The organism is Murinocardiopsis flavida (assembly GCF_003014485.1).
GTDB lineage: Bacteria > Actinomycetota > Actinomycetes > Streptosporangiales > Streptosporangiaceae > Murinocardiopsis > Murinocardiopsis flavida.
Map to the genome: position 1 here is coordinate 140,308 of NZ_PYGA01000003.1, position 24,612 is coordinate 164,919.

Here is a 24,612-nt window from a genome sequence, read left to right on the forward strand (position 1 = left end):
CCTGCGAGTCTCGGGGGCGGCGTTCGACGGAGTACCAGGGGAACACTACGGGGATCGCGCCCGCCTGTGCAGCTCCGGGGGAGGAGCTCGGCCTGAGCCCAAGGCGCGCCGGGTCGAGGTAACTCGGCTAATACGCAACGTTACCATGGTGATTTGCGGGTCAAGTCGAAATTGGTGGCCTCGGCCCCCCTTTTCAAGTCCACCGATCAGGCGTACAAAAGAAGAAGTAAGTGGGTGAGCCCACTGGACACGGCAATCGGGTACCCACGCGGCAGTGAGCCTCGGGAGGCCCGTCCAGGCCAGGTATCCCCTGGTCGGACATACGAATTGCACGCATGATAGCCCGGTGCGACGTGTCCGCGGCGGCGCCCCGGCACGACCCCTTGAGGGCCGTGCCGGGGCGCTGTTCTCTTTGCCGCGCCAATCACTCCATTCGCATGGCGTCGGCATTCGGATGTCCGAAAATTATCTGAAATGAAACGTTCGTCCGGATGTGGCGGGCCCCAATGGCGGGCGGCGGCGCCCGCGCGCTCTCCCGCTGCCGCGGCCATTCTCCGGAATGGCGGAGTTCACCCGCGCTTCAGCGCCTCGCAGGTCGCGAGCGAGTCGCGGGCGCCCGCCGTCACCGCGCGGCAGCAGTGCAGCACCCAGTGGGCCACTCCCTCAGGAGTGCCGCTGAGGTAGCCGCGCAGCGCGCGTCCGTACTCGTCGCGCGCGGCCTCGTGCCCGAGCTCGACGGGCACCAGGCCCTTGGGGTCGAGCCCGCGGTCGACGAGGGTCAGCCGCGCCGCGGCACGCGCGATGAGGCCGTCGCCCCATCCGAACGGACGCAGGGCGAGCAGTTCACCGTGCACGATGGCGCTCACGACCAGCGCCGGCACGGTCCCCTCGGCGCCGAGCAGGGTGTCGAGCGCCCCGAGCCGCGCCGCGACCACCCCGGGCTCCGGCGGCGCCCCGATATTGAGCGGGTCCGCCGCCGGTTCGCCGTCGGAGCGCGGCCGTCCGAGGGACTCCGCCGGCACTGCGTCGGCGGCCGCCAGCGCGTGCAGCCGCGCGAGCACCTGGCGGGGCGCCGACGCCCAGATGGGCACCAGGGTCCCGATCTCACCGGAGACGCGCAGCGCGCCCGAGATGCGGGGGTCGTCGGAGTGCGCGGAGCGGACCTGCTCAAGGGAGGCGTCGGCGCCTTCCAGGACGGCCGAGGCGCTCGCCCCGCGCAGCGCCGACTCCATCGAGACGTCGGAGCTGCGCCGCCGCAGGACGCGGTGCCCGAGCAGGCGGTCGACGATGGTGCGCGTCTCCTCGACGGCGTCGCCGACACCGGGGAGTTCGGCGATCCGGCGCAGCGGATCAGAGGTCACGGCGTTCACACCCCCCGACACTACGCGCGGGTAACACCGTGCGGAGCGCAACCCCCACTTGTGACCAGTGCCATCCGCCTGATGGAGTGTTTCCGAGCACAGGAACGATCCGGTGGCGATGCACGCGACCCGCCCCCAGGGCGCGGACCACGTCGCGGAGCAGATCGAGTTAAGGAGCACACAGTGGCTGAGACTCCCCAGGAGCCGGGACACGAGGCATTGTCCAACCTTCTTCAGGAGTCGCGTAGTTTCCCCCCTCCTGCTGATCTGGCCGCCAACGCCAACGTCACGGCCGATGCGTACGACGAGGCGGCGGCCGACCCGCAGGCGTTCTGGGAGAAGCAGGCGCACCGGCTCGACTGGTCCCGCCAGTGGGACAGCGTCCTCGAATGGAAGCCCCCGTTCGCCAAGTGGTTCGACGGCGGCACCCTGAACGCGTCGGTCAACTGCGTCGACCGGCACGTCGCCGCCGGCCGCGGCGACAAGGTGGCCTACTACTGGGAGGGCGAGCCGGGCGACACCCGGACCATCACCTACGCCCAGCTCAAGGACGAGGTCTGCAAGACGGCGAACGCCCTCCTGCAACTCGGTGTCACCAAGGGCGACCGCGTCGCCATCTACATGCCGATGATCCCCGAGACGGTCATCGCCATGCTCGCGTGCGCCCGCATCGGCGCGCCGCACATGGTGGTGTTCGGCGGGTTCTCCGTCGACGCGCTGGGCAGCCGGCTCGACGACAGCGCGGCGAAGGTGGTCGTCACGGCCGACGGCGGGTACCGCCGAGGCAAGGCCAGCGGGCTGAAGTCCGCTGTGGACGAAGCCGTGCGCGACCGCCCCGCGGTCGAGCACGTCCTGGTGGTCCGGCGCACCGGCCAGGAGGTCGAGTGGACCGAGGGCCGCGACGTGTGGTGGCACGAGGCCGTCGACGCCCAGAGCCCCGAGCACGAGGCCGAGCCGCACGACGCCGAGCACCCGCTGTACATCATGTACACCAGCGGCACCACGGCCAAGCCCAAGGGCATCCTGCACACCACCGGCGGCTACCTCACCCAGGTCTCCTACACGCACTGGGCGGTGTTCGACCTCAAGGCCGAGACCGACGTGTTCTGGACGGCGGCCGACATCGGCTGGGTCACCGGGCACTCCTACATCGTGTACGGGCCGCTCTCCAACGGCGCCACCTCCGTCATGTACGAGGGCACCCCCGACACCCCGCACAAGGGGCGGTTCTGGGAGGTCGTGCAGAAGTACGGGGTGACCATCGCCTACATGGCGCCCACCGCCATCCGCACCTTCATGAAGTGGGGCGACGACATCCCCGCCCAGTACGACATGTCGACCCTGCGGATCCTCGGATCGGTCGGTGAGCCGATCAACCCCGAGGCGTACATGTGGTACCGCAAGCACATCGGCGGCGACCGGGCCGCGGTGGTCGACACCTGGTGGCAGACGGAGACCGGCGCCATCATGGTCTCGCCGCTGCCGGGCGTCACCGCGGGCAAGCCCGGGGCGGCCATGCGGCCCCTCCCCGGCATCGGCGCCGACGTCGTCGACGACGAAGGCGTGTCCGTGCCCGACGGCGGGGGCGGGTTCATGGTCGTCCGCGAGCCGTGGCCGTCGATGCTGCGCGGCATCTGGGGCGACCCCCAGCGCTACAAGGACACCTACTGGTCGCGCTTTGCCGACCTGTACTTCGCCGGCGACGGCGCAAAGCGCGACCAGGACGGCGACCTCTGGCTGCTCGGCCGGGTCGACGACGTGATGCTGGTGTCGGGGCACAACATCTCCACCACCGAGGTGGAGTCCGCCCTGGTGTCGCACCCCAAGATCGCCGAGTCGGCGGTCGTGGGCGCCACCGACCCGGTCACCGGCCAGGCCATCGTCGCCTTCGTGATCCTGCGCGGATCAGCGGGCGACGGCGGCGCTGATCTCGTCAAGGAGCTGCGCGACCACGTCGCCGGCTCGCTCGGCGCCATCGCCAAGCCGCGCCAGATCATGGTCGTCCCGGAACTGCCGAAGACCCGGTCCGGCAAGATCATGCGCCGCCTGCTGCGCGACGTCGCCGAGCACCGCGCCCTCGGCGACGTCTCCACCCTGACCGACTCCTCGGTCATGGACGTCATCTCGGCGAAGCTGCCCGACGCCAAGGGCGACGAGTAGCGGACCCCGCGGTGGGGCGGGTGCCGGAGCCGGCACCCGCCCCACCGCGTTCACTGGTGTTCGCGCCAGGGGCGCGGGTCGCCCGCGAGGACGGCCATGGTGACCGCGTCGTGCCAGGCGCCGTCCCAGTACAGAGCGTCGCGCCGCACCCCCTCGGCCGTGAACCCGGCCTTCTCGTAGCAGCGCCGGGCGCGCGGGTTGAACGCGTACACCTCCAGTTCCAGCCGGTGCAGCCCGACCGTGTCGAAGACGTGGTCGACCACGAGCCGCAAGGCCTCGGTGCCGTGGCCGCGCCCGAGCGCGGGCCCCGCGAGCGCGATCCGGAAGCCCGCCGAGGCGTTGTGGTGGTCGAAGTCGTTGACGGCGGCGTCGCCGAGCACCGCGCCGTCGGCGGCGCGGACGACCGTCCAGTCGGCGCGGTCGTGCAGGTCCCGCCGGGTGGCCGTGAAGCGCCGCACCTCGTCCTCTGTGAACCGCTGGTGCGTCCCCGTCAGCCGGCGGACGTCCTCGTCGGCGAACAGCGGCCAGAGGCCCGCGAAGTGGCGCTCCGCCATGGGTTCGAGGCGGATCGCGGTCCCGTGCAGTTCGGGCTGGTCGCGGAAGGCGTCGGGAGGCGTCATGCGCGCAGTCAAGCACCCGGGCGGCCGGCCTGCCACACGGGGCCGGTCCGGTTCGCGGCCCGCTCCGCCGCCGCCGCGCCGCTGTGCGCCCCGCCGGGTCGGCGGCCCCTTCCGGGGTGAATGTGGAAGGATGCGTCAGACTGCGGAAACCACTGCCCGAATTGAAGGGAGCCACCTCGATGCCTGAGACGGAATCGGGTGGCCGGCGGTTCGAGGACGTCGAGCACTCACTCGGCCAACTCGTCGCCGAAGCCACCGGCGATATGTCGCGCCTGGTCCGCTTGGAGCTGGAGCTCGCCAAGCTGGAGCTCGCGCACGATGCGAAGCAGGTCGCCAAGGGCTCGGGGATGCTCGTGGGCGCCGCTGTCGTCGGGCACCTGGTGCTGATCCTCGCCTCGGTCACCATCGGGTTCGGCCTGGTCGCCCTCGGCCTGTCGCATTGGCTCTCCTTCCTGATCGTCACGGTCTTCTACCTGCTCATCGCGCTCGTCCTGGCGCTGCTCGGCCGCCGCCAGTTCCGGAAGTTGCAGGGCCTGCCGCGCACCAACCAGACCGTCTCCTCGTCCCTCGCCGTACTGCGCCGCGACGAGCCGGGATCCGCGGTCGACACCACGCCTTAGGTGGCGGCTCGGGTGACCCCCGCGGTCCCCGAGGTGCTCCTCGGGGGCGGCGGCCCGAACGGGGCGGCGATGCCGGAGGACCGCGAGGCGCTGATCCCCGGCCCGTGGGCGCACCGCTCGGTGAGCGCGGCGGGCACCCGGTTCCACGTCGCCGAGGCCGGTGAGGGCCCGCTGGTCCTCCTGCTGCACGGGTTCCCGCAGTTCTGGTGGGCGTGGCGGCACCAGCTGCCCGTGCTGGCGCGCGCCGGGTACCGCGCGGTGGCCGTCGACCTGCGCGGCTACGGCGCGAGCGACAAGCCCCCGCGCGGGTACGACCTCATCACGCTCGCCGGCGACACCGCGGGCCTGATCCGGGCGCTGGGCGAGGCCCGCGCGACCATCGTGGGGCACGGGGTCGGCGGCCTGGTCGGCTGGACGGCGGCCCGGTACTTCCCCGGCGCGGTGCGGCGCCTGGCGGTGCTCTCGATGCCGCATCCGCTGCGGTTGCGCTCGGCGGTGCTCGGCAGGGGCACCGCTCTCGCGCACCTGGCGGGGGCGCAGGTGCCGGTACTGCCGGAGCGCCGGCTGCTGGCCGACGGCGCGGCGCGCGTCGGCGGGCTGCTGCGGGCGTGGTCGGCGCCGGGGTGGCCCGACCCCGAGACGGAACAGACCTTCCGCGACGCCTTCAGCGTCCCCGGGACCGCCCACTGCTCCCTGGAGTACCTCCGCTGGCTGGTGCGCTCCCAGGCGCGCCCCGACGGGCACCGCTACATGCTGCGGATGAGCGGCGCGCTCACCCAGCCGGTGCTGCACCTGCACGGCGGGCTCGACCCGCTGCTGCCGCCCGCAGCGGCGCGCGGGTCGGGCCGCTACGCGCGGGGCCCGTACCGCTGGGAGCCGGTCGAGGGCGCCGGGCACTTCCCGCACGAGGAGCGGCCGGAGAGGGTGGCCGCGCTGCTGCTGGACTGGTTGCACGAGGATGGGTCATGAGAGCCGACCGGACGACGTGAGAGTGGGGCACCGTGGACGCTGAGGGTGCGGCGGGCAGCGCCGCAAGGGACCGCGACCCGAGTGGTCGAGCGCAGAACCAGCGGCCGCGCGACCGCCTCGGCCGCCCGCTGCCGCACGGCGCGGAGGGTGTGCCGCGCATCCCCGACGACGCCGTGTTCACGCCGCAGGAGGGGCTCGCCAGGGCGCAGGAGCTGCTGGACGACGGCTACGCCTTCCACGCCCACGAGGTCCTGGAGGCGGTGTGGAAGGCGGCGCCGGAGTCGGAGCGGGAGATGTGGCGCGGGCTCGCCCAGGTCGCCGTGGGCCTCACCCACGCCCAGCGCGGCAACGCCGAGGGCGCCGCCCGGCTGCTGCGCCGCGGGGCCGACCGGATCTCCGACTACGGTGCGGGCGCCCCCCACGGGGTGGACGTGCTCGGGGTCGCCGCTGCCGGCCGGGAGGCCGCCGCTGCGGTCGAGGGCGCACCGGGCGCGGCCGTCGACCCGGCGCGGATCCGGCTGCGCCGCGCCGGCTGACAGGCTCCGGCCTGCGGCGACACCGGGCGGCGGTGTGAATTCCTGTGCCGCGGATCGGTCCCGTTCAGCCGCGTCCCTATGGTAGGCGCGCGTACGGTTTGCCATCGTCCACCATTTTCTGGGTGAATTGCGGCTTTTGTTGTTTTCTGTCGCCTTTTTTAGATCACCATGCGGTCACATATCGGCGTGCGCCTGGGGAAAACTGTGATCCGCTCTCACGTTCGCTTCCCGTCCTGCGTAGAATCCCCGGCACGCCTGGACTGAGGTGTGTCGGGTTCCCCACATTCGGGAACCGCTCACATTTCGGCCCTGGTACATCGAACAGGTCAGTGGTGGCACCCCCAATGACCCTGCTTCACGCGCCCTCGGGACACCCCTAACGGGCGATCCTCACGGGGGCGTGTCGGCATGCGGGGCCGGACGTGCCTTCTCAAGGAGGACGGATTGTCTGGGTTTGACCTGGCCGCTGAGAGCGGCCCGGCTCTGGCCCTGGACGGCGTGAACTTCACACTGGTGGTCGTTGTCGTGGCGGTGGCGCTTCTCGCGCTCGCCGTTGCGGGATGGCTGGTCAGGGAAGTTCTGGCGGCGGGCCAGGGGACCGAGCGGATGCAGGAGATCGCTCTCGCGGTCCAAGAAGGTGCGGGGGCGTATCTCAAACGCCAGTTCCGCACGCTCATCGTCTTCGTCGTCCTGATTCCAGTGCTGCTCTGGTTCCTCCCCGCGGAATCGCTGTGGGTCCAGGCCGGCCGGTCGGTGTTCTTCGCGCTCGGCGCGGTGTTCTCCGCACTCACCGGGTTCATCGGGATGTGGTTGGCCGTGCGCGGCAACGTCCGCGTCGCCGCCGCCGCGAGCGAATCCGGCGAGCATGCCGCGATGCGCATCGCGTTCCGCACCGGCGGCGTGGCCGGGATGTTCACCGTGGGCCTCGGCCTGCTCGGGGCCGCCATCGTCGTGCTGCTCTACCGCGGCGACGCCCCGACCGTCCTCGAAGGCTTCGGCTTCGGCGCGGCGCTGCTCGCCATGTTCATGCGCGTCGGCGGCGGCATCTTCACCAAGGCCGCCGACGTCGGCGCCGACCTCGTGGGCAAGGTCGAGCAGGGCATCCCCGAGGACGACCCCCGCAACGCCGCCACCATCGCCGACAACGTGGGCGACAACGTCGGCGACTGCGCCGGCATGGCGGCCGACCTGTTCGAGTCCTACGCGGTGGTCCTCGTCGCCTCGCTGATCCTCGGCCGGGTCGCCTTCGGCGTCGAGGGGCTGGTCTTCCCGCTGCTCGTCCCGATGCTCGGCGTCCTGACCGCCATCATCGGCATCTTCGTCGTGGCGCCCCGCGCCAAGGACAAGAACGCCATGGCGGCCATCAACCGCGGCTTCTTCATCTCCGCGGTGTTCTCCGCGATCCTCGTCGTCATCGTGTCGTTCGCGTACCTGCCGCCGACCTTCGCCGGCCTCGACACCGCCGACCAGGCCATCCAGGCACTCGACGGGAACCCCCGCTACCTCGCCATCGGCGCGGTGCTCATCGGCCTGGTCCTCGCGGCCGCCATCCAACTCCTCACCGGCTACTTCACCGAGACCAACCGGCGCCCGGTCAAGGACATCGGCGAGAGCTCCGAGACCGGCGCCGCGACCGTCATCCTGTCCGGCATCTCGGTCGGCCTGGAGTCGGCGGTGTACTCCGCGCTGCTCATCGCGGGCGCGGTCTACGGCGCGTTCCTGCTCGGCGCCGGCAACATCACCATGAGCCTGTTCGCGGTGGCGCTGGCGGGCACCGGCCTGCTCACCACGGTCGGCGTCATCGTCGCCATGGACACCTTCGGGCCGGTCGCCGACAACGCCCAGGGCATCGCCGAGATGTCCGGCGACGTCGAAGGCAAGGGCGCCGACGTCCTCACCAGCCTCGACGCGGTCGGCAACACCACCAAGGCCATCACCAAGGGCATCGCCATCGCCACAGCGGTGCTCGCGGCGACCGCGCTGTTCGGCGCGTTCCGCACCTCGGTCGAGGGGGCGCTCGGCGACCGGGCAGATACGTTCAGCCTCTCCATCGACCAGCCGAACGTCCTGGTCGGCGTCATCATCGGCGCCGCGGTCGTGTTCATGTTCTCCGGCCTGGCGATCATGGCCGTCGGCCGCGCCGCCGGGCGGGTCGTGCTGGAAGTGCGCGAGCAGTTCCGCACCCGGCCCGGCATCATGAACTACACCGAGAAGCCCGAGTACGGCAGGGTCGTCGACATCTGCACCCGCGACTCCCTGCGCGAGCTCATCACCCCGGGCATGCTCGCCGTGCTCACGCCCATCCTGGTCGGCTTCGCGCTGGGCTACGCGCCGCTCGGCGCGTTCCTCGGCGGCGCCATCGCCGCGGGCACGCTCATGGCGGTCTTCCTCGCCAACAGCGGCGGCGCCTGGGACAACGCCAAGAAGCTGGTCGAGGACGGCCACCACGGCGGCAAGGGCTCCGACGCCCACGAGGCCACGATCATCGGCGACACCGTCGGCGACCCGTTCAAGGACACCGCCGGCCCGGCCATCAACCCGCTGCTCAAGGTGATGAACCTGGTCGCGCTCATCATCGCGCCCAGCGTCGTCCTGTACGTCGACAACTACGTACTGCGGACAGTGGTCACCGTCGTCGCGGCCGGGCTGATCGTCGGTGCCGTGATCTGGTCCAAGCGCCAGGGCAGCGAGACCCCCGCACGGGGCGTTCCGGCCGCCGCCGGCGGCGGCCCGGTCGACACCGCCGGCGATTCCGCCCCGGCCGGCGCCGACCCCGCCGAGTCCCCCGAGGCGGTGGAGCCGGCCGAGGACGCCGACCCCGTCGACCCGGCGTCCAACGGTGCGAAGAAGAAGGAGGAGGCGGGCCTGGGCGAGCGCAGCTCGGCCGACTGACCCTCCCCCTGGACGGCGGCGCTCGGGCTACCGGCCCGGGCGCCGCCGCTGCGTTGATGGCCCTAGGCTGGTCGCGTCGGTGCCAACCGTGGTCGAGGGGGCCAGATGTCGGGGTTGAAAGGGCTCGCCGTCATCCTCGGGGTGATGGTCGCGTTCATGGCGGTAATCGCAGTGGTCGCCACGGTGCTGTCGCCATGACGCGCCGGCTGGTCGTGCTGCGGCACGCGCAGGCGGAGCTCGGCGTCGGCCGCCCCGACCACGAGCGCGCGCTGACCGGCACCGGCCGGTCGCAGGCGGCGGAGGCCGGCGCCTCGCTGGCGCGCGCCGGGCTCGTCCCCGACCACGTCATCTGCTCCAGCGCGCGGCGCACCCGCCAGACCCTCGACCTCGCGCTCGGCGAACTGCCCGCGACCCCCTCGGTCGACTACTCCGACGCCGCGTACTCCGCCGGTGTCGACGACATCTTCGCGCTCGTCTCGGCGGTCGACCCCGACGTGTCGACCCTGCTCGTCGTGGGCCACAATCCCACGGTCGCGCAACTCGCCGCGGCGTTCACCGGCGACGGCACGCTCCTGGCGTTCCCGCCCGCCGCGGCGGCGGTGGCCGAGCTCGACGTCGAATGGCTGTACGCCGCCCCGGGCACCGGCACCGGCCGGCTGCTCGGCTGACAACCGGCCGCACGGCCGTCGATCAGTCGGCGGCGTCGAGGTCGGCGGCGTCGACCTCCTCGCGGGAGATCCCGAGGAGGAACACGATGGCGTCGAGGTAGGGGAAGTTCACCGAGGTGTCGGCCTGCTCGCGGACCACCGGTTTGGCGTTGAACGCCACACCCAGCCCGGCCGCCTGGAGCATGTCGAGGTCGTTGGCGCCGTCGCCGATCGCCACGGTCTGGTTCAGTGGCACCCCGGCCTCGGCGGCGAAGCGCCGCAGCACGGCCGCCTTCTCGGGGCGGTCGATCACCGGGCCGACCAGGCGGCCGGTGAGCACGCCGTCGACCACCTCAAGGGTGTTCGCCGCCGAGTAGTCGATGCCGAGCCGCTCGACCAGCGCATCGGTGACCTGGGTGAAGCCGCCGCTGACGATGGCGCACGCGTAGCCGAGCCGCTTCAGGGTGCGCACCAGGGTGCGCGCTCCCGGGGTCAGCTCGATCCTGTCGCGGACGGCGTCGAGCGCGCTCGCGTCGAGCCCCTTGAGCAGGCCCACCCGGCGGCGCAGCGACTCCTCGAAGTCGAGTTCGCCGCGCATGGCGGCCTCGGTGACGCGGCCGACCTCCTCGGCGCAGCCGGCGTGCTCGGCGAGGTGCTCGATCACCTCGCCCTGGATGAGCGTGGAGTCGACGTCCATGACGACCAGGTGCTTGCCCCGGCGGTGCAGCCCGCTGGGCTGCACGGCGATGTCGATGGACTGGGTGGCGGCCTCCATGGCCAGGCCGGCGCGCAGCGTGGCGGGGTCGGCGCCGGACACCTCCAGTTCGATGGAGGTCACCGGGTAGCTCGCGAGCCGTTCGATGCGGTCGATGTTCGCGCCGGCCCGCGCGACGCACGATGCGACGGCGCCGAGCGCCCCGGGGCGCAGCGGGTGCGCCAGGACGGTCACGTGCAGCCGCTCGGTCGAGGAGGCGCCCACCCGGCCGTTGTCGCCGCTGTCGCCGAAATCGACGTGCATGCCGAGGTCGACGGCCGTCTTGTCGAGTGCCGCGCGCACCTCCTCGAAGACCTGGCGGTGCCGTACGCCGGGTGCCACGCGGTCGTCGACGGCGAGGAGCGCGCCGAGGACCAGGCGCCCGCCGATGACGACCTGTTCGAGATCGGTGAGTGTGATGGGGAAGACCGACAGGGTGCTGAGGAGCCTGGCGCTAACGCCGGGCCGGTCGCGCCCGGTGATCGTGACCAGGAGTGTGGAGTCCGTTGCCATGACGTGCACCAAGGTACTCGGCCCGGTGCGCCGCGGCGCGCGCAGGGCCGCACAGTGCCGAAAACCACAGGGCCGCCCGGTGCCTCACCGGTGCCACTTGCGCTTCTTCTTGGGCGGCCGCGCCTTCGCGTCGATCCCGCCGAACAGCACCGTGCCCGACAGGCGGATCGTGGGGGCGTTGGGGTCGACGTTGGAGTCGGTGCCGCTGAGGTTGGTACCGCCGAGGATCCCGGTGGTGTCGTTGATGACGCGCACCCCGTGCGGGACGACGATGTCGAGGCCGCCGAAGATCACCGCGCACTGGAGGATCACCTCGCGCTGGGTCAGGACCGCCTCGCGGAAGTCGAGGCTGATACTGCCGAACAGGACCGAGGCGTTGGTGCGGGGCTCCACGAGCCAGCGCCCGCCCCGCTCGGCGCCGCCGAAGATCGCGACGATGTTCTCGCGCCCCTGGCTCTCCGACGCGAGCCTGCGCGCCTCCTCGGTGGAGACGGTGAGGCCGACGGATTCGTCGTTGTGGCGGCCGGGGGCGTTCAGCGGCAGGTCGTGCGTGATGGGGGCGAGTTCGCCGATGGTCTTGGCGCGGAGCACGGAGTCGATGCGCTCGGCGTACTCGTCGGGAGAGAGGCGCCCTTCGGCGAGCGCTTCGCGGAGCCGCTCCGTGACGCGGTCGCGATCGGCGTCCGACGCGCGCATGTGCTCGGGCTCCGTGGACACCGTGGCCTCCTGTCGGCTGTGCCTGGTGGGGGATCGGTAGTGCGGGTCTCGGTGCGCTGCCGAGCCTACTTCGCGGCACCGGGCAGGCGGGTCTTCACGGTGATGCCGCCGAGCAGGCACAGCCCGGTGAGGCGCACGGTCGGACCGCCGTGCCCGCCGGGGGCGGTCCCCTCGACGTCGACCCCGCCCATGACGGTGGAGGTCTCGTTGACGACCCGCACACCCGGCGGGACCACGACCTCCAGGCTGCCGAAGACGATCGCGCACTGCACGGTCACTTCGACCTGGGAGAACACGGCGTCGCGCAGGTCCAGCTCGATGCCGCCGAACATCGACGAGACGTTGGTGCGCGGCTCGACCAGCCAGCGGCCCTTGCGCTCGGCGGCGCCGAAGACGGCGGTGATGTTCTCGTAGCCGATGCCGGTGGCGATGAGCGCGCGGTCGGCGTCGGAGGCCGCCGACCCGCCCGGCGCGGCGACGGCCTCGGGACCGTCGCCGTAGGCGGGCGCGGGCGCGTTGCCGGGCAGGTCGTCCGTGAGGGCGGCGAGTTCGCCGCGCGTCTTGGCGCCGTAGGCCGATTCGAGCCGTTCGCTGTGCTCGTCCTGGGTGATCCGGCCTTCGGCGAGTGCGTCGGTGAGGAGCGCCGCCGTCCGGTCGCGGTCGGCGTCGGAGGCGCGGAGGCCGGCAGTGGGCGGGACGGAGCGCTGGTCCATGGTGTTCGTCATGCTTTCGAGTATCCGCCGGTGGGGGCCGCGCGGGATCAGGCGGCGACCCTGATGTGTCCCGGAGCCGCCGCCCTGGGCGACCCTGACTCCGCCGGGGCGCGGCTCGGGGTTCTCAGGCGTGCACGGCGTTGTAGGCGGCCACGCGGGCCCGCCGCACCGCGGCGTCGAGGCTGCGGAGGGCCTCGCCGCGCGCCGCCATCTGGGTGGCGCTCAGGCCGCGCCCGTCGTCGCGGCCCGCCAGGCGGACCACCACCGCGAGGCGGTCGGCGAGCGCGGCGAGCCGGTGGGCCCGCTGCGGGTAGCCCGGCGCCAGGCCGTCAGTGGGCGCCGACCCGGGGTCGCGCAGGTCGGCCAGTGCCCGGCCGACCTCGGGCCCCCACGCGGCGACGTCGTCGACCCGGCCGAACACCGCGGTGGACTCGGTGATGGCGCGGTTCAGGCGGTGCTCGGCCTCCGCGAGCCGCACCGGCTGCGGTGCGGTGTCGGCGGCGGGGTAGGGGGTCCAGGCCACGCCGACGTAGGAGGAGCCGCGGCGGTCCTCGGAGGGGACCAGGCCGATCTGGTGGTCGGCGAGGGTCAGCAGCACCGCCTCGCGCGCCTCGATGGCGGCGGAGTTGAGTTCGGCGCTGCCGATGAGCCCCAGCGGGTCGCCGGGCACGGGCAGGGACAGGTGCATGGCGCGCAGCCCGCTGGTGCGCAGCCGGGCCAGCGTGGTGCGCAGCGGGGCGCCCGCCTCGAACAGCGGTGCGTCGCAGTCGCCCGCGATGACGTGCGGACCCGTGCGCCGTTCGACGGCGTCGACGGCGTCGTCGAGCCCGGCCAGCCCGGCCAGCCAGGCGCTCCCCCAGGCGACGAGCGGTGCTGACGACAGTTCTGCAAGATCTGGCACGCGTGATCCCCCTACCGGCGCCGGTGCCCTCGCGGGTTCTTCGGCCTGCTCGAACACCGGCTTGACGCTGTTCATCGCGGTACGCCGGAACGTACCCGCGAGCGCACCGGATGTGCACCCGGCGCGGACCGGCGTATGGTCCCGGCCGGCGGGCGACCACCGGCAGGGGCCGTGACCCCGCCCCGAGGACGGGCGGGACCCGCCCTCCGAGCCTATGCCGACCGCCCCCGCACGGCCTCACGAGCAGGCGGCCCGAACAGCGGCGCCCGCGCACAACGGACGCGCCCCGCCGCCTCTTCGGAAGAGGCGGCGGGGCGCGGTACCCGTTGTTGCCGGGCGTCGGCCCGGAACGCGACCTAGGTGGCTTCGATGTTGCTGGTGGCCTCGATGTTGCCGGAGGTTCCCGCCGCCGACTCCGCGGCGGCCGCGCCGCCGGCCCAGTCAGCCGCCGACGCCGACCCCGCCGCGGCGGCGATTCCGGCCGCGGCGATCGCGGCCACCACGATGGCCCGCTTGATGGCCCTCATACGTTCCTCCCCGTCCCGGGCACCCCCGTTGGGTGCCCGAAGCACGCAGTATCCGCACCGGCCCACCACAGCGGCAATGCCTTGCGATCAGGGTCGAAAACCCCCGGTCACAGCCCGATCCCGCGTCGCCGGGCATGGCACGGGGCGCACGGCGCCGGTTCCGGCGGCGGCTGCGGCAGGGCGGGCGCACCCCGCCGTCCGCGGGGCGTCCGGTGGGCCGGATCCGGGCCGGGTGGGGACGGGTCCAAGCCGGTTCTGCAAGCATTGGCCGATACGTGTGAGACGGACACGGGCCCACTGGGTCCGTTGTCGGGCGACGAGGAGAGCGATGAACGGGCATGTGCTGCGCATGAGCGGCGTTGGTGTGCGGCGCGGCGATTCACGGCTGCTGCACGGCATCGACTGGGTGGTCGAGGAGGACGACCGCTGGGTGGTGATCGGCCCCAACGGCGCGGGCAAGACGACGCTGCTGCGCGTCGCGGGGACCCAGCTCGGCCCGTCCGAGGGGACCGTGGAGCTGCTCGGCGAGCCGGAGGGCGAGGGCGACGTCTTCGAGCTGCGCCCGCTGATCGGGTTCGCGGGGTCGTCGGTCGCCGCGCAGGTCCCCGACCGGCAGCTCGTGCTGGACCTCGTGATCAGCGCGGCCTACGGGCTGCTGGGGCGCTGGGGCGAGGAGTACGGGGTCCCCGACCACAGCAGGGCCCGCGCGCTGCTGAGCCGGTGGGGGGTCGCGCACCTGGCGGAGCGGGCGTTCGGCACGCTGTCGGAGGGGGAGCGCAAGCGGGTGCTGATCGCCCGGTCGCTCATGTCCGACCCGGAGCTGCTCCTCCTGGACGAGCCGGCGGCAGGGCTCGACCTGGCGGGCCGCGAGGACCTGCTGAACCGGCTGCGCCGGCTGGCGAACGACATCGACGCCCCCGCACTGGTGGTGGTCACCCACCACGTGGAGGAGATTCCCCCGGGCTTCACGCACGCCATGCTGATGCGCGCGGGCGCCGTGGTCGACGCCGGGCCGCTGGAGGACGTCATGACCCCCGCGAACCTCAGCGCGGCGTTCGGGCTGAACCTGAAGGTCGAGTACGACGGCGAGCGCTGGAGCGCGCGGGCCGTGTGAGGGCGCGCCGGATCGCCGATCCGCCGGTCACGGACCGGTTTGATCGATCCATTCGGTCGTCCATAACCGGAATCGCCGCGCGGGTCCGGGCAACGATCGGGTGTACTTCGCCGCATCGGAGACCGGGGCGCACGGCGCAGGCCGGGCGAAATATGCGATTCCGCGGCAAGCACATGGGTAAACAGTGGAACGTCACCGTGTGAAGGGATCTATGATCGCGGCGTGGGCCGTGCGGTACCCCGCCGCGCAGCGGCCCACGGCCTCTCGCGACGCCCCGGTGGGGACGGACCCCCACCTCCCGCCCCCGAATTCGTAGGAGCCGGAGCCGCCCCGATGCTCACCGCCGTCGTCATAGTCCTCGTATTCGTGGCGATCCTGCTCGCCATAGCGTTCCGCAGCATCCGCATCGTGCCGCAGGCCGAGCAGGACGTCGTGGAGCGCTTCGGGCGCTACCACCGCACCCTGAAGTCCGGGTTCAACATCGTCGTCCCGTTCGTCGACGCCATCCGCGAGCGCATCGACATGCGCGACCAGGTGGTCAGCTTCCCGCCGCAGTCCGCCATCACGCAGGACAACCTGGCGGTCAACGTCGAGACCGTCGTCTACTACCGGGTGACCAACGTCTACGACGCCACCTACAAGGTCGCCAACTTCATCACCGCCGTCGAGCAGCTCGCCTCCGCAACGCTGCGCAACGTCATCGGCGGCATGGACCTCGAGGACACCCTCACCTCCCGCGACCAGATCAACCGCGAGCTGCGGTCGGTCCTCGACGAGGCCACCGCCGAGTGGGGAATCAAGGTCAGCCGCGTCGAGCTGAAGGCCATCGACCCCTCGGAGTCCATCCAGGAGGCCATGGAGAAGCAGATGCGGGCCAACCGCGACAAGCGCGCGGAGATCCTGCGGGCCGAGGGTGAGAAGGCGTCGGCCATTCTGCGCGCCGAAGGTGAGCAGTCGGCGGCTGTGCTGCGCGCCAAGGGTGCGGCCGAGGCCGAGACCGTGCAGGCCAAGGCCGAATCCGAGGCCATGACCCTGCGCGCCCGCGGCGAGGCCGACGCCATCGCCATGGTGTTCAAGGCGCTGCACTCCGGCCAGCTCAGCAAGGAGCTGCTGGCCTACCAGTACTTGCAGAAGCTGCCGCAGATCGCCCAGGGCGACGCCAACAAGCTGTGGATCGTCCCCTCGGACATGGGCAGCAATGCCCCGTGGTGGCCCACGATGCAAGAGGGCATGGAGAACCTGGCCGACATCGCCGAGTCCGTGCGCGGCTCTGGCGCGGGGCAGTCCCAGGGACGCACGCCGGTCGCCCCGCCGCGCGAAGAGGGCGAGCGCCCCCTGTACCGCGACGAGGAGTAGCGGCGCCGCTCCGGCAACCGGACCCCTGGTAGGGCTGTGACCTGGCTCTCGTCCGTAGTCTTGCGGGGGTCTTAGTGTCATTGCCGCCGCCGCGGGCGTGGAGCGCCCGCGGCGCGGGAGGCGGCGGGCACGCTGTGAGTTTCGGGGTTTTCGCGGATGGGTCTGTGGGAGGCGCTCGCCATCCTGGTGGCGGGTATCGGCGCGGGCGGGATCAACGCTGTCGTCGGGTCGGGCACCCTGTTCACCTTCCCGGTGCTGATCGCCCTGGGCTACCCGCCGGTCGTCGCCACCGTGTCCAACAGCATCGGGCTCGCGCCCGGCTCCCTCACGAGCGCCATCGGCTACCGGCGGGAGCTCCGAGGGCAGCGGCGGCGGGTGATCCGGTTCGGAGTGATGTCCTTCCTCGGCGCGCTCACCGGCGCCGTGGCGCTGCTGCGGCTGCCCGAGGACGTGTTCACCCTCGTCGTCCCCGTGCTCATCGCGGGCGCGTGCGTGCTGGTGCTGCTGCAACCCCGGATCAACGCCCGGCTGCGCCGCCGCCGCGCCGGGCGGCCCGACGGGGGCCCGCTGCTGCCGCTGGGGATCTACGGCGCCGGCGTCTACGGCGGGTACTTCGCCGCGGCCCAGGGCGTGGTCCTCATCGGCCTGATGGGCAGCTCGCTGGACGACGAGTTGCAGCGGATCAACGCGCTGAAGAACGCGCTGACGTTCATCGTGAACTCCACCGCCGCCGTGTTCTACATCGCCTTCGCGTCGCCGCAGTGGACGGTGGTGGCGCTGGTCGCAGCGGGCGCGGTGGTCGGCGGCTACCTGGGCTCCCTGTACGGCCGCAGGCTAAGCCCGCGGGCACTGCGCCTGCTGGTCGTCCTCATCGGCCTGAGCGCGGCCGTGCAGATCCTCTGGTCGACGTTCGGCGGCTGACCGCGCCGCGGGCCCGGGCGTCAGCCGGCGAAGTAGCCGCGGCGCTCGGAGTCCTCGATGAGCGATGCCGCGTAGGCGCCCAGCGCCTGGGACCCCTCGGCGATGATCTTCACCTTCTCCAGCACCTGACCCTTCGACACCCCGAGCTGCACCCAGGTGCCGCCGTCGGTGTGCCAGTTGGCGAGCATCGGGGCGAGGCGGTCGACGGCCTTGGCGAACCGCGCCTCAGGGGTCTCCCTGGCCTCGAACTCGTCCCACAGGGTGCGCACACGCTCGGCCTGGTCGGCGGGGAGCAGCGCGAAGATGCGGTCGGCAGCGAGGCGCTCGCGCTCGACCTGGTCCTGGACGGCGGCACTGTCGTAGATGAAGGTGTCGCCGGCGTCGATCTCCACGATGTCGTGGACCAGCAGCAGCTCCGTCACCCGGTCGATGTCGGTGCCCTCGGGGGCGTACTCGGCGAAGACCCGCGCCGTCAGCGCCAGGTGCCAGGAGTGCTCGGCGTCGTTCTCCCGGCGCGACCCGTCGACCAGCAGATTGCGGCGCAGGATCCGCTTCAGCTTGTCGGTCTCCAGGACGAACCGGAGCTGAGCGGACAAGCGGTCGTTGTCGACCCCGCTGGCGTGGACCGGTGCCGGCTGCGTCACGTACGTGCCCTCCTAGGAATACTCGTCGCACGCGGGTCCGCCGGCCGCCGGGTAAGGACGCCGCTCTGGGCGGGCGGTGCGCGGCGCGGCAGCGGAAGCGTGATCGGTCTCCACGTTAACGAACCGCGATGCGGGATGCCCGGCCCGCACGGGGGATGATCCCATCGAAGCAGGGCGGCCCGACACCGGGCGGTCCATCGGGGAAGTAGACGAGGAGCACCGCATGAACGACCGGACACGCCTGCTGATCATCGGCGGTGACGCCGCGGGCATGTCCGCGGCGTCGCAGGCGCGGCGCCTCCGCGGCGCCGACGACCTGGAGATCGTCGCGCTCGAACGGGGCGAGTACGCGTCGTACTCGGCGTGCGGGCTGCCGTACTACGTCAGTGGCGAGGTCGCCCACGCCGACGACCTGGTGGCGCGCACACCGGAGGAGTTCGCGGAGCGGGACATCGAGCTCCGCATGGGGACCGAGGCGGTCGGGATCGACCTGAAGCGCGGGGCCGTCGCCACCGTCGGCGCCGACGGGCGCCAGGGTGAGGAGCGGTTCGACCGCCTGGTGATCGGCACCGGCGCGGTCCCGATCCGGCCCGACCTGCCCGGTTCGGACGCCGAGGGGGTCTTCGGGATCCAGACCCTGCCCGACGGAGTCGCCCTGCGCCGCTACCTGGCCGATCACCCGCCGCGGCGCGCGGTCGTGGTGGGCGGCGGCTACATCGGCCTGGAGATGGCCGAGGCACTCCTGCGCCGCGGGGCGGAGGTCGCGCTGGTCGAGGCGGCGGCCGAACCCATGGGCACGCTCGACCCCGACATGGGGCGGCGGGTCCGCGAGGCGGTGTGCGGCATGGGCGCGGAGTTCTTCCCCAACGCGCCCGTGACCGGCTTCGAGACCGGCGACGACGGCAGGGTGCGCGCGGTCCTGACCGAGAACGCCCGCCACGAGGCCGACGTCGTCGTGCTCGGCCTGGGGGTGCGGCCCAATGTCGACCTCGCGCGCGGTGCCGGCCTGGACATCGGGCCGTCGGGCGGGATCGCCACCGACGCCAGGATGCGCACCTCCGCCGAGGGGGTCTGGGCGGCCGGCGACTGCGTGGAGTCCTTCCACCGGGTCTCGCGCGCCCCGGTGTCGATCGCCCTGGGCACGCACGCCAACAAGCAGGGGAGGGTGGCAGGCACCGACATCGGCGGCGGCTACGCGCGCTTCGCCGGGGTGCTGGGCACCGCCATCACCAAGATCTGCGGCCTGGAGGTGGCGCGCACCGGGCTGAACGAGCGCGAGGCCGAGCAGGCGGGGTTCGCGTTCGAGACGGTCACCGTGGAGTCGAGCACCCGGGCCGGGTACTACCCCGGCGCGAAGACGATGGCGACCAAGATGATCGCCGAGCTGGGCACCGGGCGGCTGCTGGGCGGCCAGATCGTCGGCGCGGAGAACGCAGGCAAGCGGATCGACGTGATCGCGACGGCGCTGTGGAACGCGATGCCGGTGGGGGAGATCGCCTCGATGGACCTCAGCTACGCGCCGCCGTTCGCGCCGGTGTGGGACCCCGTGCTGATCACCGCGCGCAAGCTCGCCGACAAGGTGCGCTGAGGCGACCGGCTACCGGGAGAACTTCATGGTGTCCTCGGTGGCGGAGGTCAGGTGCAGGTGGAACCACTCGGTCAGCGCGCGGTCGGCGAGGACGTTGCCGGGCGCGGGCGGGCCCGGCGCCAGGCCGGGCTCGGGGCCCATGGCGTGGCCGAGGTCGGGGACCACCAGGTGCCGCAGGGCGCCGGGCCGGTAGTGGGGTTCGAGCGCCGCGTACAGGTCGGCGCCGAGGTCGGGGGCGATGACGTCGTCGTGCTCGCCGGTGGCGATCAGCAGCGGCGGCTGGGCGCGCGCGGCGAGCTCGCCGGCCCGGGCGGTGAGGTCGAGCCAGGCGACGGCCTTGCGGGCGTCGTCGGTCCACGCGTAGCCGGTGCCGAGCCGCCGGTCGCGGGCCTCGATGACCGGGGTGGGCGAGACGATGGCGTTGACGACGCCCATGGCGCCGATGTCGAGGTCGGTCTCCAGCAGCGCCAGGAGGGCCGCTGCGCCCCCGGCGCCGACGCCCATGATGCCGACGGGGCCGTCGGCGACGGGAAGGCGGCGGCGCAGCTCGGCGATCGCGGCCGGCAGCTCGGCCGCCGCGCGGTCGACGACGGGCCCGAACAGCCGCAGCAGGTAGTCGGCCTGGCCGAGCCGGTTGATCTCGGCGACGCCGCCCTCGGGGAGCCGCTCGCCGAACATGGGCAGGCCGAGGTAGCACCGCCAGGCCGGCAGCGCGGCCAGCGGGAGCGTGCCGGCGAGGGCGGCCTCGCTGCGCGGCGGCTCGAAGGCGTGCAGGCAGATCACCAGCGGCGCCGCGGTGTCGGTGCCGATGGCCGGCGGAATCGCGAGGAACGGCACATCGGCGGCGACGCCGGTGAGGGGTTGTGCGGGTGCGGCGTCGGTGGGCACCGGGCGCTGCCTCTCTTGTGCCGGTGGCGCCTGCTCGGCGTCCGGCGGGGCGTTGTGCGAAGTCTGGAGCGGACCCATCTCATCGCCTCCCCATGGGGTGCACGGTCGAGGTGGCAGCTGACATCTGTGGTCCCCGCCGCAGCGGCCCGGCGGTGGGGCAGGTGCCGGGGTGGTCTCGGTGGCGCGTACCGGACCGGCGCTGCGCCCAGGGTGCCATCCTGCCATCGATGGCGTCGGGTTCGGCCCCCCGGGCGGAAGTCACCCTATCCCCCATGCGGGGTGCCGATCGAGGGCCGTGCCGGTTCCGGTCAGGGCTCAGCGTGCGCCGAAATGGCGGCTGAGGTAGCTGCGCACCAGGACCTTGGCCTCTTCGATGAACAGCCGGTCGCCGTCGGGGTCGTCGCGGAACGCCAGTTTGAGCACGGAGTCGGCGGCCTCGACCGCCACGGTCACGGTGCGGTCGAGCCGCTCGCCGCGGCGGGCACCGGCGCCGTTGACGACGAGTTCGCGCAGCCGGTCGGCGATGACGGTGTTGTTGTCGACACCGGCGTCGAGCAGGTTGACGTCGACGACGTCGCCGAAGTGCAGGCTGCGGAACCCCGGCACGGTGCGGTGCATGACGATGTACTCGTCGATGATCGCGTCGACGGCGTCGGGCCAGTGGCCGAAGGACTCCTGCGCCAGCCGGGCGCTCACCCTGGCGCTGAACATCTCCAGGTAGCGGAGCCCGAGCGCCTGGGTGACGGCCCTCTTGTCGGGGAAGAACTGGTAGACCGACCCGATGGCGACGCTGGCGCGTTCGGCGATGCGGGTGGTGGTGAGCTCGGCGTAGCCGTTCTCGTCGAGCAGTTCGGCGCAGGCGTCGAGCATCCGCTGGACCCGTGCGATGGAGCGCTGCTGGGCCGGGAGCCGGCGCAGCGGTGCGTGCGGCGGCGGGGCCTGTGCGCACCGATCCTCAGCGGGGAGAGGGCCCTCGCCGCTACCGGAACCCCGCTGCGCGCCGGTGCCACCGGCTCGCTGCGGGGGCGCGGATGACGCGGTGTTTCGAGAGGTAGTGGTCACGCCTCTATGATGCCTTTTCCGATTCGCGGGGTTCCCGTAAAATTCCGATTTCGTGCTCCAGGTCGGCCGAAAGCAGCGGTTTTGGCCACTTCCGGCCCGAAGAGCCGCGTCCGTGCCCCGCACTCCCGCCGCCCCGCTGAGGAGAATGCCCGGTGACCACCCCTGTGCAGGCGACCCGCGATGTCCCGGAATTCCCGCACGGTTTCGAATGGGGCGCGGCGACCGCCGCGTACCAGGTCGAGGGCGCCTCCGCGGCGCGGGGGCGGTCGATATGGGATGGTTTCTGCGCGCAGCCCGGGCGGGTAAAGGACGGCGGTTCCGGAGAGGTCGCGTGCGACTTCTACCACCGCTACCCCGAGGACGTCGGGCTCATGGCGCGCCTCGGGCTTTCCGGGTTCCGGTTCTCCCTGTCCTGGCCGCGAATTCAACCGGGCGGCACCGGCGCGCCCGACCCCGCCGGACTCGATTTCTACGACCGGCTGGTCGATTCGCTGCTGGGCGCCGGAATCGCGCCGCTGCCGACCCTCTACCACTTCGACCTCCCGCAGGAGTTGGAGGACGCCGGGGGCTGGCTGGAGCGCGACACCGCCGAGCGGTTCGCCGACTACACCCGCATCGCCCTGGACCGGCTGGGCGACCGGGTACCGCGCTGGATCACCCTCAACGAGCCGTTCGTGCACATGGCGTACGGGTACGCGTTCGGGGTGCACGCCCCGGGCCGGGCCCTGCTCCTGGACGCGCTGCCGGCGGCGCACCACCAGCTCCTCGCCCACGCGCGCGCAGCGGCGGTGCTGCGCGCCGGCGGCGCCGAGGCGCTGCTCGCCAACAACTGCACGCCCGTCGTCCCGGCGAGCGACTCCCCCGACGACGTCGCCGCCGCCGCGGCATACGACAACCTGCACAACCGGCTGTTCCTCGACCCCGTCCTGCTGGGGCGGCCGCCCGACCTGAGCGCCTACGGGGCGTCCGTCCCGGAGTTCCCGGGCGAGGACCTCGCCGCCATCGAGGGGTCGGCCGACGGGCTCGGCGTCAACTACTACAACCCCACCCTCGTCGCTGCGCCCGGCCCCGGCGACGGCCTGCCCTTCGCGCTGCCCGACTACGCCGCGCACGTCGAGGGCACCCCGGTCACCGGGTTCGGCTGGCCGGTGGTCCCCGACGGCCTGCCCGACCTGCTGGCGCGGCTGCGCGACCGGTACGGCGCCGCGCTGCCGCCACTCCGCATCACCGAGAACGGCTGCTCCTACCCCGACCGCCCTGATGCGGGCGGCGCGTTCACCGACCGGGAGCGCATCGCCTACCTCGACGGCCACCTCCGCGCCCTCGCCGCGGCCATCGCCGACGGCGCCGACGTGCGCGGCTACTACACGTGGTCGCTCATCGACAACTTCGAGTGGGCCGAGGGCTACACCCAGCGCTTCGGCCTGGTCCACGTCGACTTCGCCACCCAGCGGCGCACACCCCGCGCGTCCTTCCACTGGTACCGCGACTGGATCCGGGCCGCCGCACGCTGAGCACCGGCCCGCGCAGTTCAAGGGGGCCGGGGTGGCGTCCGCGATGCCCGTCCGGTTGGCTGGGACCGTACCGACGCGACCCGGGAGGAAGACGGCATGGCCGAGAGTCCGATCACCGATACCACCGAGGCGGAGCTCGACGAGGTGATGCAGCGGGCCGCCCTCGCGGCCCCCCACCTGGCCGCGATGCGCCCCGGCGAGCGGGCGGTGCTGCTGCGCCGGGCGGCCGGCGCGCTCGACGCCGCCGCCGAGGACCTGGTGCCGCTGGCGCAGGCCGAGAGCCACCTGCCCGAGGCGCGGTGCCGCGGCGAACTCGCCCGGACGACGTTCCAGCTCCGGCTGTTCGCCGACGTCCTCGACGAGGGCGCCTACCTCGAAGCCGCCATCGACACCGCCGACCCCGATTGGGGCATGGGCCCGCGCCCCGACCTGCGCCGCGTCCTCGTCCCGCTCGGGCCCGTTGTGGTGTTCGGGGCGAGCAACTTCCCGTTCGCGTTCAGCACCGCGGGCGGCGACACCGCGTCGGCGCTCGCGGCGGGGTGCCCCGTGGTCGTCAAGGGCCACCCCGGCCACCCCCGGCTCACCCGGCGCACCGCCGAGGTCCTGACCGCGGCGCTCGCGGAGGCCGGCGCGCCGGCGGGGACCTTCGCCGTCGTGTACGGCGTCGAGACCGGTGCGCGGGCCGTGCGCCACCCGCACACCAAGGCGGTGGGGTTCACCGGCTCCATCCCCGGCGGCCGCGCCCTGTTCGACCTCGCCGCGTCGCGGCCCGACCCGATCCCGTTCTTCGGCGAGCTCGGCAGCCTGAACCCGGTGTTCGCCACCAGCGCCGCCGTCGCCGAGCGCGGCGACGAGATCCTGGCCGGCTACGCCGACTCCTTCACGCTGGGTTCGGGGCAGTTCTGCACCAAGCCCGGCGTACTGCTCGTCCCTGAGGGGACCAAGCTCGACGCGCTGGTCGACACCATCGCCGGGCGGGGCCCCGCGGCGCTGCTGAACGAGCGCGTGCAGAGCGGCTTCGAGTCGGGGCTGGCGTCGCTGGTCGAGCACCCCTCCGTCGAGGTGCTCGTGCACGGCCGGGCCACGGCCGGCGAGTGGACCCCCACCCTGCTCCGCACCGACGCCGCCGCGCTGCTCGACCACGGCGACACGCTGCTCGCCGAGTGCTTCGGCCCGACCTCGATCGTCGTGGACTACACCGACGAGCAGCAGCTCCTCGACATCGCCGCGTCGCTGCACGGCCAGCTCACCGCGACCGTCCACGGGCGGGAGGACGACACCGTGGTGCCGGCGCTGCTGGCGATCCTCGCCCAGAAGGCGGGGCGCCTGCTGTGGAACGGCTGGCCCACCGGGGTGTCCGTCACGCACGCCATGACGCACGGCGGGCCGTACCCGGCGAGCACGTCGGCGTCCACCTCGGTGGGCAGCACGGCGATCGGGCGCTTCCTGCGCCCGGTGTCCTACCAGTCGGTGCCGCAGGCGCTGCTGCCCGAGGCGCTGCGCGACGCCAACCCGCTGGACCTGCCGCGGCGCAGGAACGGCCGGCCGGAGTAGCGGCCGCAGCGGGCCTGGCGGCCGATCGGACAATCGGCCGT

The 24,612-nt window shown here is 72.9% G+C and carries 22 protein-coding genes; 12 read left to right on the plus strand and 10 right to left on the minus strand.

Translation table 11 applies throughout. The annotated features are described in order from the left end of the window. Nucleotides 1-569: 569 nt before the first annotated feature. A complete protein-coding gene (locus CLV63_RS05760; protein ID WP_106581842.1) occupies nt 570-1,370 on the minus strand; it encodes an oxidoreductase in 801 nt (266 codons plus the stop codon). 174 nt (nt 1,371-1,544) lie between these two features. On the opposite strand from CLV63_RS05760, the gene acs reads away from it, so the two are divergent. Beyond that, entirely contained in the window at nt 1,545-3,521 is a 1,977-nt protein-coding gene (gene acs / locus CLV63_RS05765; protein ID WP_106581843.1) for an acetate--CoA ligase, read from the plus strand. Nucleotides 3,522-3,571: 50 nt separating this feature from the next. Here acs and CLV63_RS05770 read toward each other — a convergent pair whose 3' ends face one another. Next, nucleotides 3,572-4,141 carry a GNAT family N-acetyltransferase gene (locus CLV63_RS05770; RefSeq protein WP_106581844.1) on the minus strand — a complete coding sequence of 190 codons (570 nt, stop codon included), beginning with the start codon at nt 4,139-4,141 and terminating at the stop codon, nt 3,572-3,574. 179 nt (nt 4,142-4,320) lie between these two features. Here CLV63_RS05770 and CLV63_RS05775 point away from each other — a divergent pair, with 179 nt between their 5' ends. The 5 genes from CLV63_RS05775 to CLV63_RS05795 all read left to right on the plus strand — a co-directional run bounded on the left by CLV63_RS05775 (nt 4,321) and on the right by CLV63_RS05795 (nt 9,826). Beyond that, nucleotides 4,321-4,761 (plus strand): phage holin family protein, encoded by a 441-nt coding sequence (locus CLV63_RS05775; protein WP_211301176.1) that lies wholly within the window; start codon nt 4,321-4,323, stop codon nt 4,759-4,761. Nucleotides 4,762-4,830: 69 nt separating this feature from the next. Next, the gene (locus CLV63_RS05780) at nt 4,831-5,730 is read left to right on the plus strand and encodes an alpha/beta fold hydrolase (protein WP_106582085.1); all 900 of its coding nucleotides are present in this window, start codon (nt 4,831-4,833) and stop codon (nt 5,728-5,730) included. A 32-nt stretch (nt 5,731-5,762) separates the two neighbouring features. Then, entirely contained in the window at nt 5,763-6,266 is a 504-nt protein-coding gene (locus tag CLV63_RS05785; protein ID WP_106581846.1) for a DUF309 domain-containing protein, read from the plus strand. 444 nt (nt 6,267-6,710) lie between these two features. Beyond that, nucleotides 6,711-9,158 (plus strand): sodium-translocating pyrophosphatase, encoded by a 2,448-nt coding sequence (locus CLV63_RS05790; RefSeq protein ID WP_106581847.1) that lies wholly within the window; start codon nt 6,711-6,713, stop codon nt 9,156-9,158. A 194-nt stretch (nt 9,159-9,352) separates the two neighbouring features. Then, nucleotides 9,353-9,826 (plus strand): SixA phosphatase family protein, encoded by a 474-nt coding sequence (locus CLV63_RS05795; protein ID WP_106581848.1) that lies wholly within the window; start codon nt 9,353-9,355, stop codon nt 9,824-9,826. A gap of 22 nt (nt 9,827-9,848) precedes the next feature. Here CLV63_RS05795 and serB read toward each other — a convergent pair whose 3' ends face one another. The 5 genes from serB to CLV63_RS33455 all read right to left on the minus strand — a co-directional run bounded on the left by serB (nt 9,849) and on the right by CLV63_RS33455 (nt 13,930). Next, the gene (serB, locus tag CLV63_RS05800; RefSeq protein WP_106582086.1) at nt 9,849-11,072 is read right to left on the minus strand and encodes a phosphoserine phosphatase SerB; all 1,224 of its coding nucleotides are present in this window, start codon (nt 11,070-11,072) and stop codon (nt 9,849-9,851) included. An 84-nt stretch (nt 11,073-11,156) separates the two neighbouring features. Beyond that, the gene (locus tag CLV63_RS05805; RefSeq protein ID WP_106582087.1) at nt 11,157-11,768 is read right to left on the minus strand and encodes a DUF1707 SHOCT-like domain-containing protein; all 612 of its coding nucleotides are present in this window, start codon (nt 11,766-11,768) and stop codon (nt 11,157-11,159) included. Between the two features lie 86 nt (nt 11,769-11,854). Further along, nucleotides 11,855-12,514 carry a DUF1707 SHOCT-like domain-containing protein gene (locus tag CLV63_RS05810; protein ID WP_245928595.1) on the minus strand — a complete coding sequence of 220 codons (660 nt, stop codon included), beginning with the start codon at nt 12,512-12,514 and terminating at the stop codon, nt 11,855-11,857. A 112-nt stretch (nt 12,515-12,626) separates the two neighbouring features. Then, the gene (locus tag CLV63_RS05815; RefSeq protein ID WP_106581849.1) at nt 12,627-13,403 is read right to left on the minus strand and encodes a hypothetical protein; all 777 of its coding nucleotides are present in this window, start codon (nt 13,401-13,403) and stop codon (nt 12,627-12,629) included. Nucleotides 13,404-13,759: 356 nt separating this feature from the next. Further along, on the minus strand, nt 13,760-13,930 hold the full coding sequence (locus tag CLV63_RS33455; protein ID WP_170134158.1) for a hypothetical protein: 171 nt from the start codon (nt 13,928-13,930) through the stop codon (nt 13,760-13,762). Nucleotides 13,931-14,258: 328 nt separating this feature from the next. On the opposite strand from CLV63_RS33455, the gene CLV63_RS05820 reads away from it, so the two are divergent. The 3 genes from CLV63_RS05820 to CLV63_RS05830 all read left to right on the plus strand — a co-directional run bounded on the left by CLV63_RS05820 (nt 14,259) and on the right by CLV63_RS05830 (nt 17,321). Beyond that, on the plus strand, nt 14,259-15,044 hold the full coding sequence (locus CLV63_RS05820; protein ID WP_106581850.1) for an ABC transporter ATP-binding protein: 786 nt from the start codon (nt 14,259-14,261) through the stop codon (nt 15,042-15,044). A gap of 333 nt (nt 15,045-15,377) precedes the next feature. Further along, nucleotides 15,378-16,400 (plus strand): SPFH domain-containing protein, encoded by a 1,023-nt coding sequence (locus tag CLV63_RS05825; RefSeq protein ID WP_106581851.1) that lies wholly within the window; start codon nt 15,378-15,380, stop codon nt 16,398-16,400. Nucleotides 16,401-16,556: 156 nt separating this feature from the next. Further along, nucleotides 16,557-17,321 (plus strand): sulfite exporter TauE/SafE family protein, encoded by a 765-nt coding sequence (locus CLV63_RS05830; protein ID WP_106581852.1) that lies wholly within the window; start codon nt 16,557-16,559, stop codon nt 17,319-17,321. Between the two features lie 20 nt (nt 17,322-17,341). Here the strand turns inward: CLV63_RS05830 and CLV63_RS05835 are convergent, their stop codons facing one another. After that, the gene (locus tag CLV63_RS05835; protein WP_106581853.1) at nt 17,342-17,965 is read right to left on the minus strand and encodes an HD domain-containing protein; all 624 of its coding nucleotides are present in this window, start codon (nt 17,963-17,965) and stop codon (nt 17,342-17,344) included. A 223-nt stretch (nt 17,966-18,188) separates the two neighbouring features. Between CLV63_RS05835 and CLV63_RS05840 the strand changes: the two genes are divergently transcribed. Then, nucleotides 18,189-19,553: an FAD-dependent oxidoreductase gene (locus CLV63_RS05840; RefSeq protein ID WP_106581854.1), complete on the plus strand. Its 1,365-nt coding sequence runs from the start codon at nt 18,189-18,191 to the stop codon at nt 19,551-19,553. Between the two features lie 9 nt (nt 19,554-19,562). Here CLV63_RS05840 and CLV63_RS05845 read toward each other — a convergent pair whose 3' ends face one another. Continuing rightward, on the minus strand, nt 19,563-20,441 hold the full coding sequence (locus tag CLV63_RS05845) for a prolyl oligopeptidase family serine peptidase (RefSeq protein ID WP_394339749.1): 879 nt from the start codon (nt 20,439-20,441) through the stop codon (nt 19,563-19,565). A gap of 315 nt (nt 20,442-20,756) precedes the next feature. After that, nucleotides 20,757-21,503: a TetR family transcriptional regulator gene (locus CLV63_RS05850; protein ID WP_394339744.1), complete on the minus strand. Its 747-nt coding sequence runs from the start codon at nt 21,501-21,503 to the stop codon at nt 20,757-20,759. A gap of 152 nt (nt 21,504-21,655) precedes the next feature. Between CLV63_RS05850 and CLV63_RS05855 the strand changes: the two genes are divergently transcribed. Together CLV63_RS05855 and CLV63_RS05860 are read left to right on the plus strand one after the other, a co-directional pair. Next, entirely contained in the window at nt 21,656-23,017 is a 1,362-nt protein-coding gene (locus CLV63_RS05855) for a GH1 family beta-glucosidase (protein ID WP_245928596.1), read from the plus strand. Between the two features lie 96 nt (nt 23,018-23,113). Further along, entirely contained in the window at nt 23,114-24,571 is a 1,458-nt protein-coding gene (locus CLV63_RS05860; protein WP_106581856.1) for an aldehyde dehydrogenase (NADP(+)), read from the plus strand. Nucleotides 24,572-24,612 lie beyond the last annotated feature (41 nt).

Excerpts from the sequence above, each read along its gene's own strand:
- CLV63_RS05770 (WP_106581844.1), bottom strand. The coding sequence starts at position 4,141 with ATGACGCCTCCCGACGCCTTCCGCGACCAGCCCGAACTGCACGGGACC.
- CLV63_RS05775 (WP_211301176.1), top strand. The coding sequence starts at position 4,321 with ATGCCTGAGACGGAATCGGGTGGCCGGCGGTTCGAGGACGTCGAGCAC.
- CLV63_RS05780 (WP_106582085.1), top strand. The coding sequence starts at position 4,831 with ATGCCGGAGGACCGCGAGGCGCTGATCCCCGGCCCGTGGGCGCACCGC.
- CLV63_RS05795 (WP_106581848.1), top strand. The coding sequence starts at position 9,353 with ATGACGCGCCGGCTGGTCGTGCTGCGGCACGCGCAGGCGGAGCTCGGC.
- serB (WP_106582086.1), bottom strand. The coding sequence starts at position 11,072 with ATGGCAACGGACTCCACACTCCTGGTCACGATCACCGGGCGCGACCGG.
- CLV63_RS05805 (WP_106582087.1), bottom strand. The coding sequence starts at position 11,768 with ATGCGCGCGTCGGACGCCGATCGCGACCGCGTCACGGAGCGGCTCCGC.
- CLV63_RS05810 (WP_245928595.1), bottom strand. The coding sequence starts at position 12,514 with ATGACGAACACCATGGACCAGCGCTCCGTCCCGCCCACTGCCGGCCTC.
- CLV63_RS33455 (WP_170134158.1), bottom strand. The coding sequence starts at position 13,930 with ATGAGGGCCATCAAGCGGGCCATCGTGGTGGCCGCGATCGCCGCGGCC.
- CLV63_RS05820 (WP_106581850.1), top strand. The coding sequence starts at position 14,259 with ATGAACGGGCATGTGCTGCGCATGAGCGGCGTTGGTGTGCGGCGCGGC.
- CLV63_RS05825 (WP_106581851.1), top strand. The coding sequence starts at position 15,378 with ATGCTCACCGCCGTCGTCATAGTCCTCGTATTCGTGGCGATCCTGCTC.
- CLV63_RS05830 (WP_106581852.1), top strand. The coding sequence starts at position 16,557 with ATGGGTCTGTGGGAGGCGCTCGCCATCCTGGTGGCGGGTATCGGCGCG.
- CLV63_RS05840 (WP_106581854.1), top strand. The coding sequence starts at position 18,189 with ATGAACGACCGGACACGCCTGCTGATCATCGGCGGTGACGCCGCGGGC.
- CLV63_RS05860 (WP_106581856.1), top strand. The coding sequence starts at position 23,114 with ATGGCCGAGAGTCCGATCACCGATACCACCGAGGCGGAGCTCGACGAG.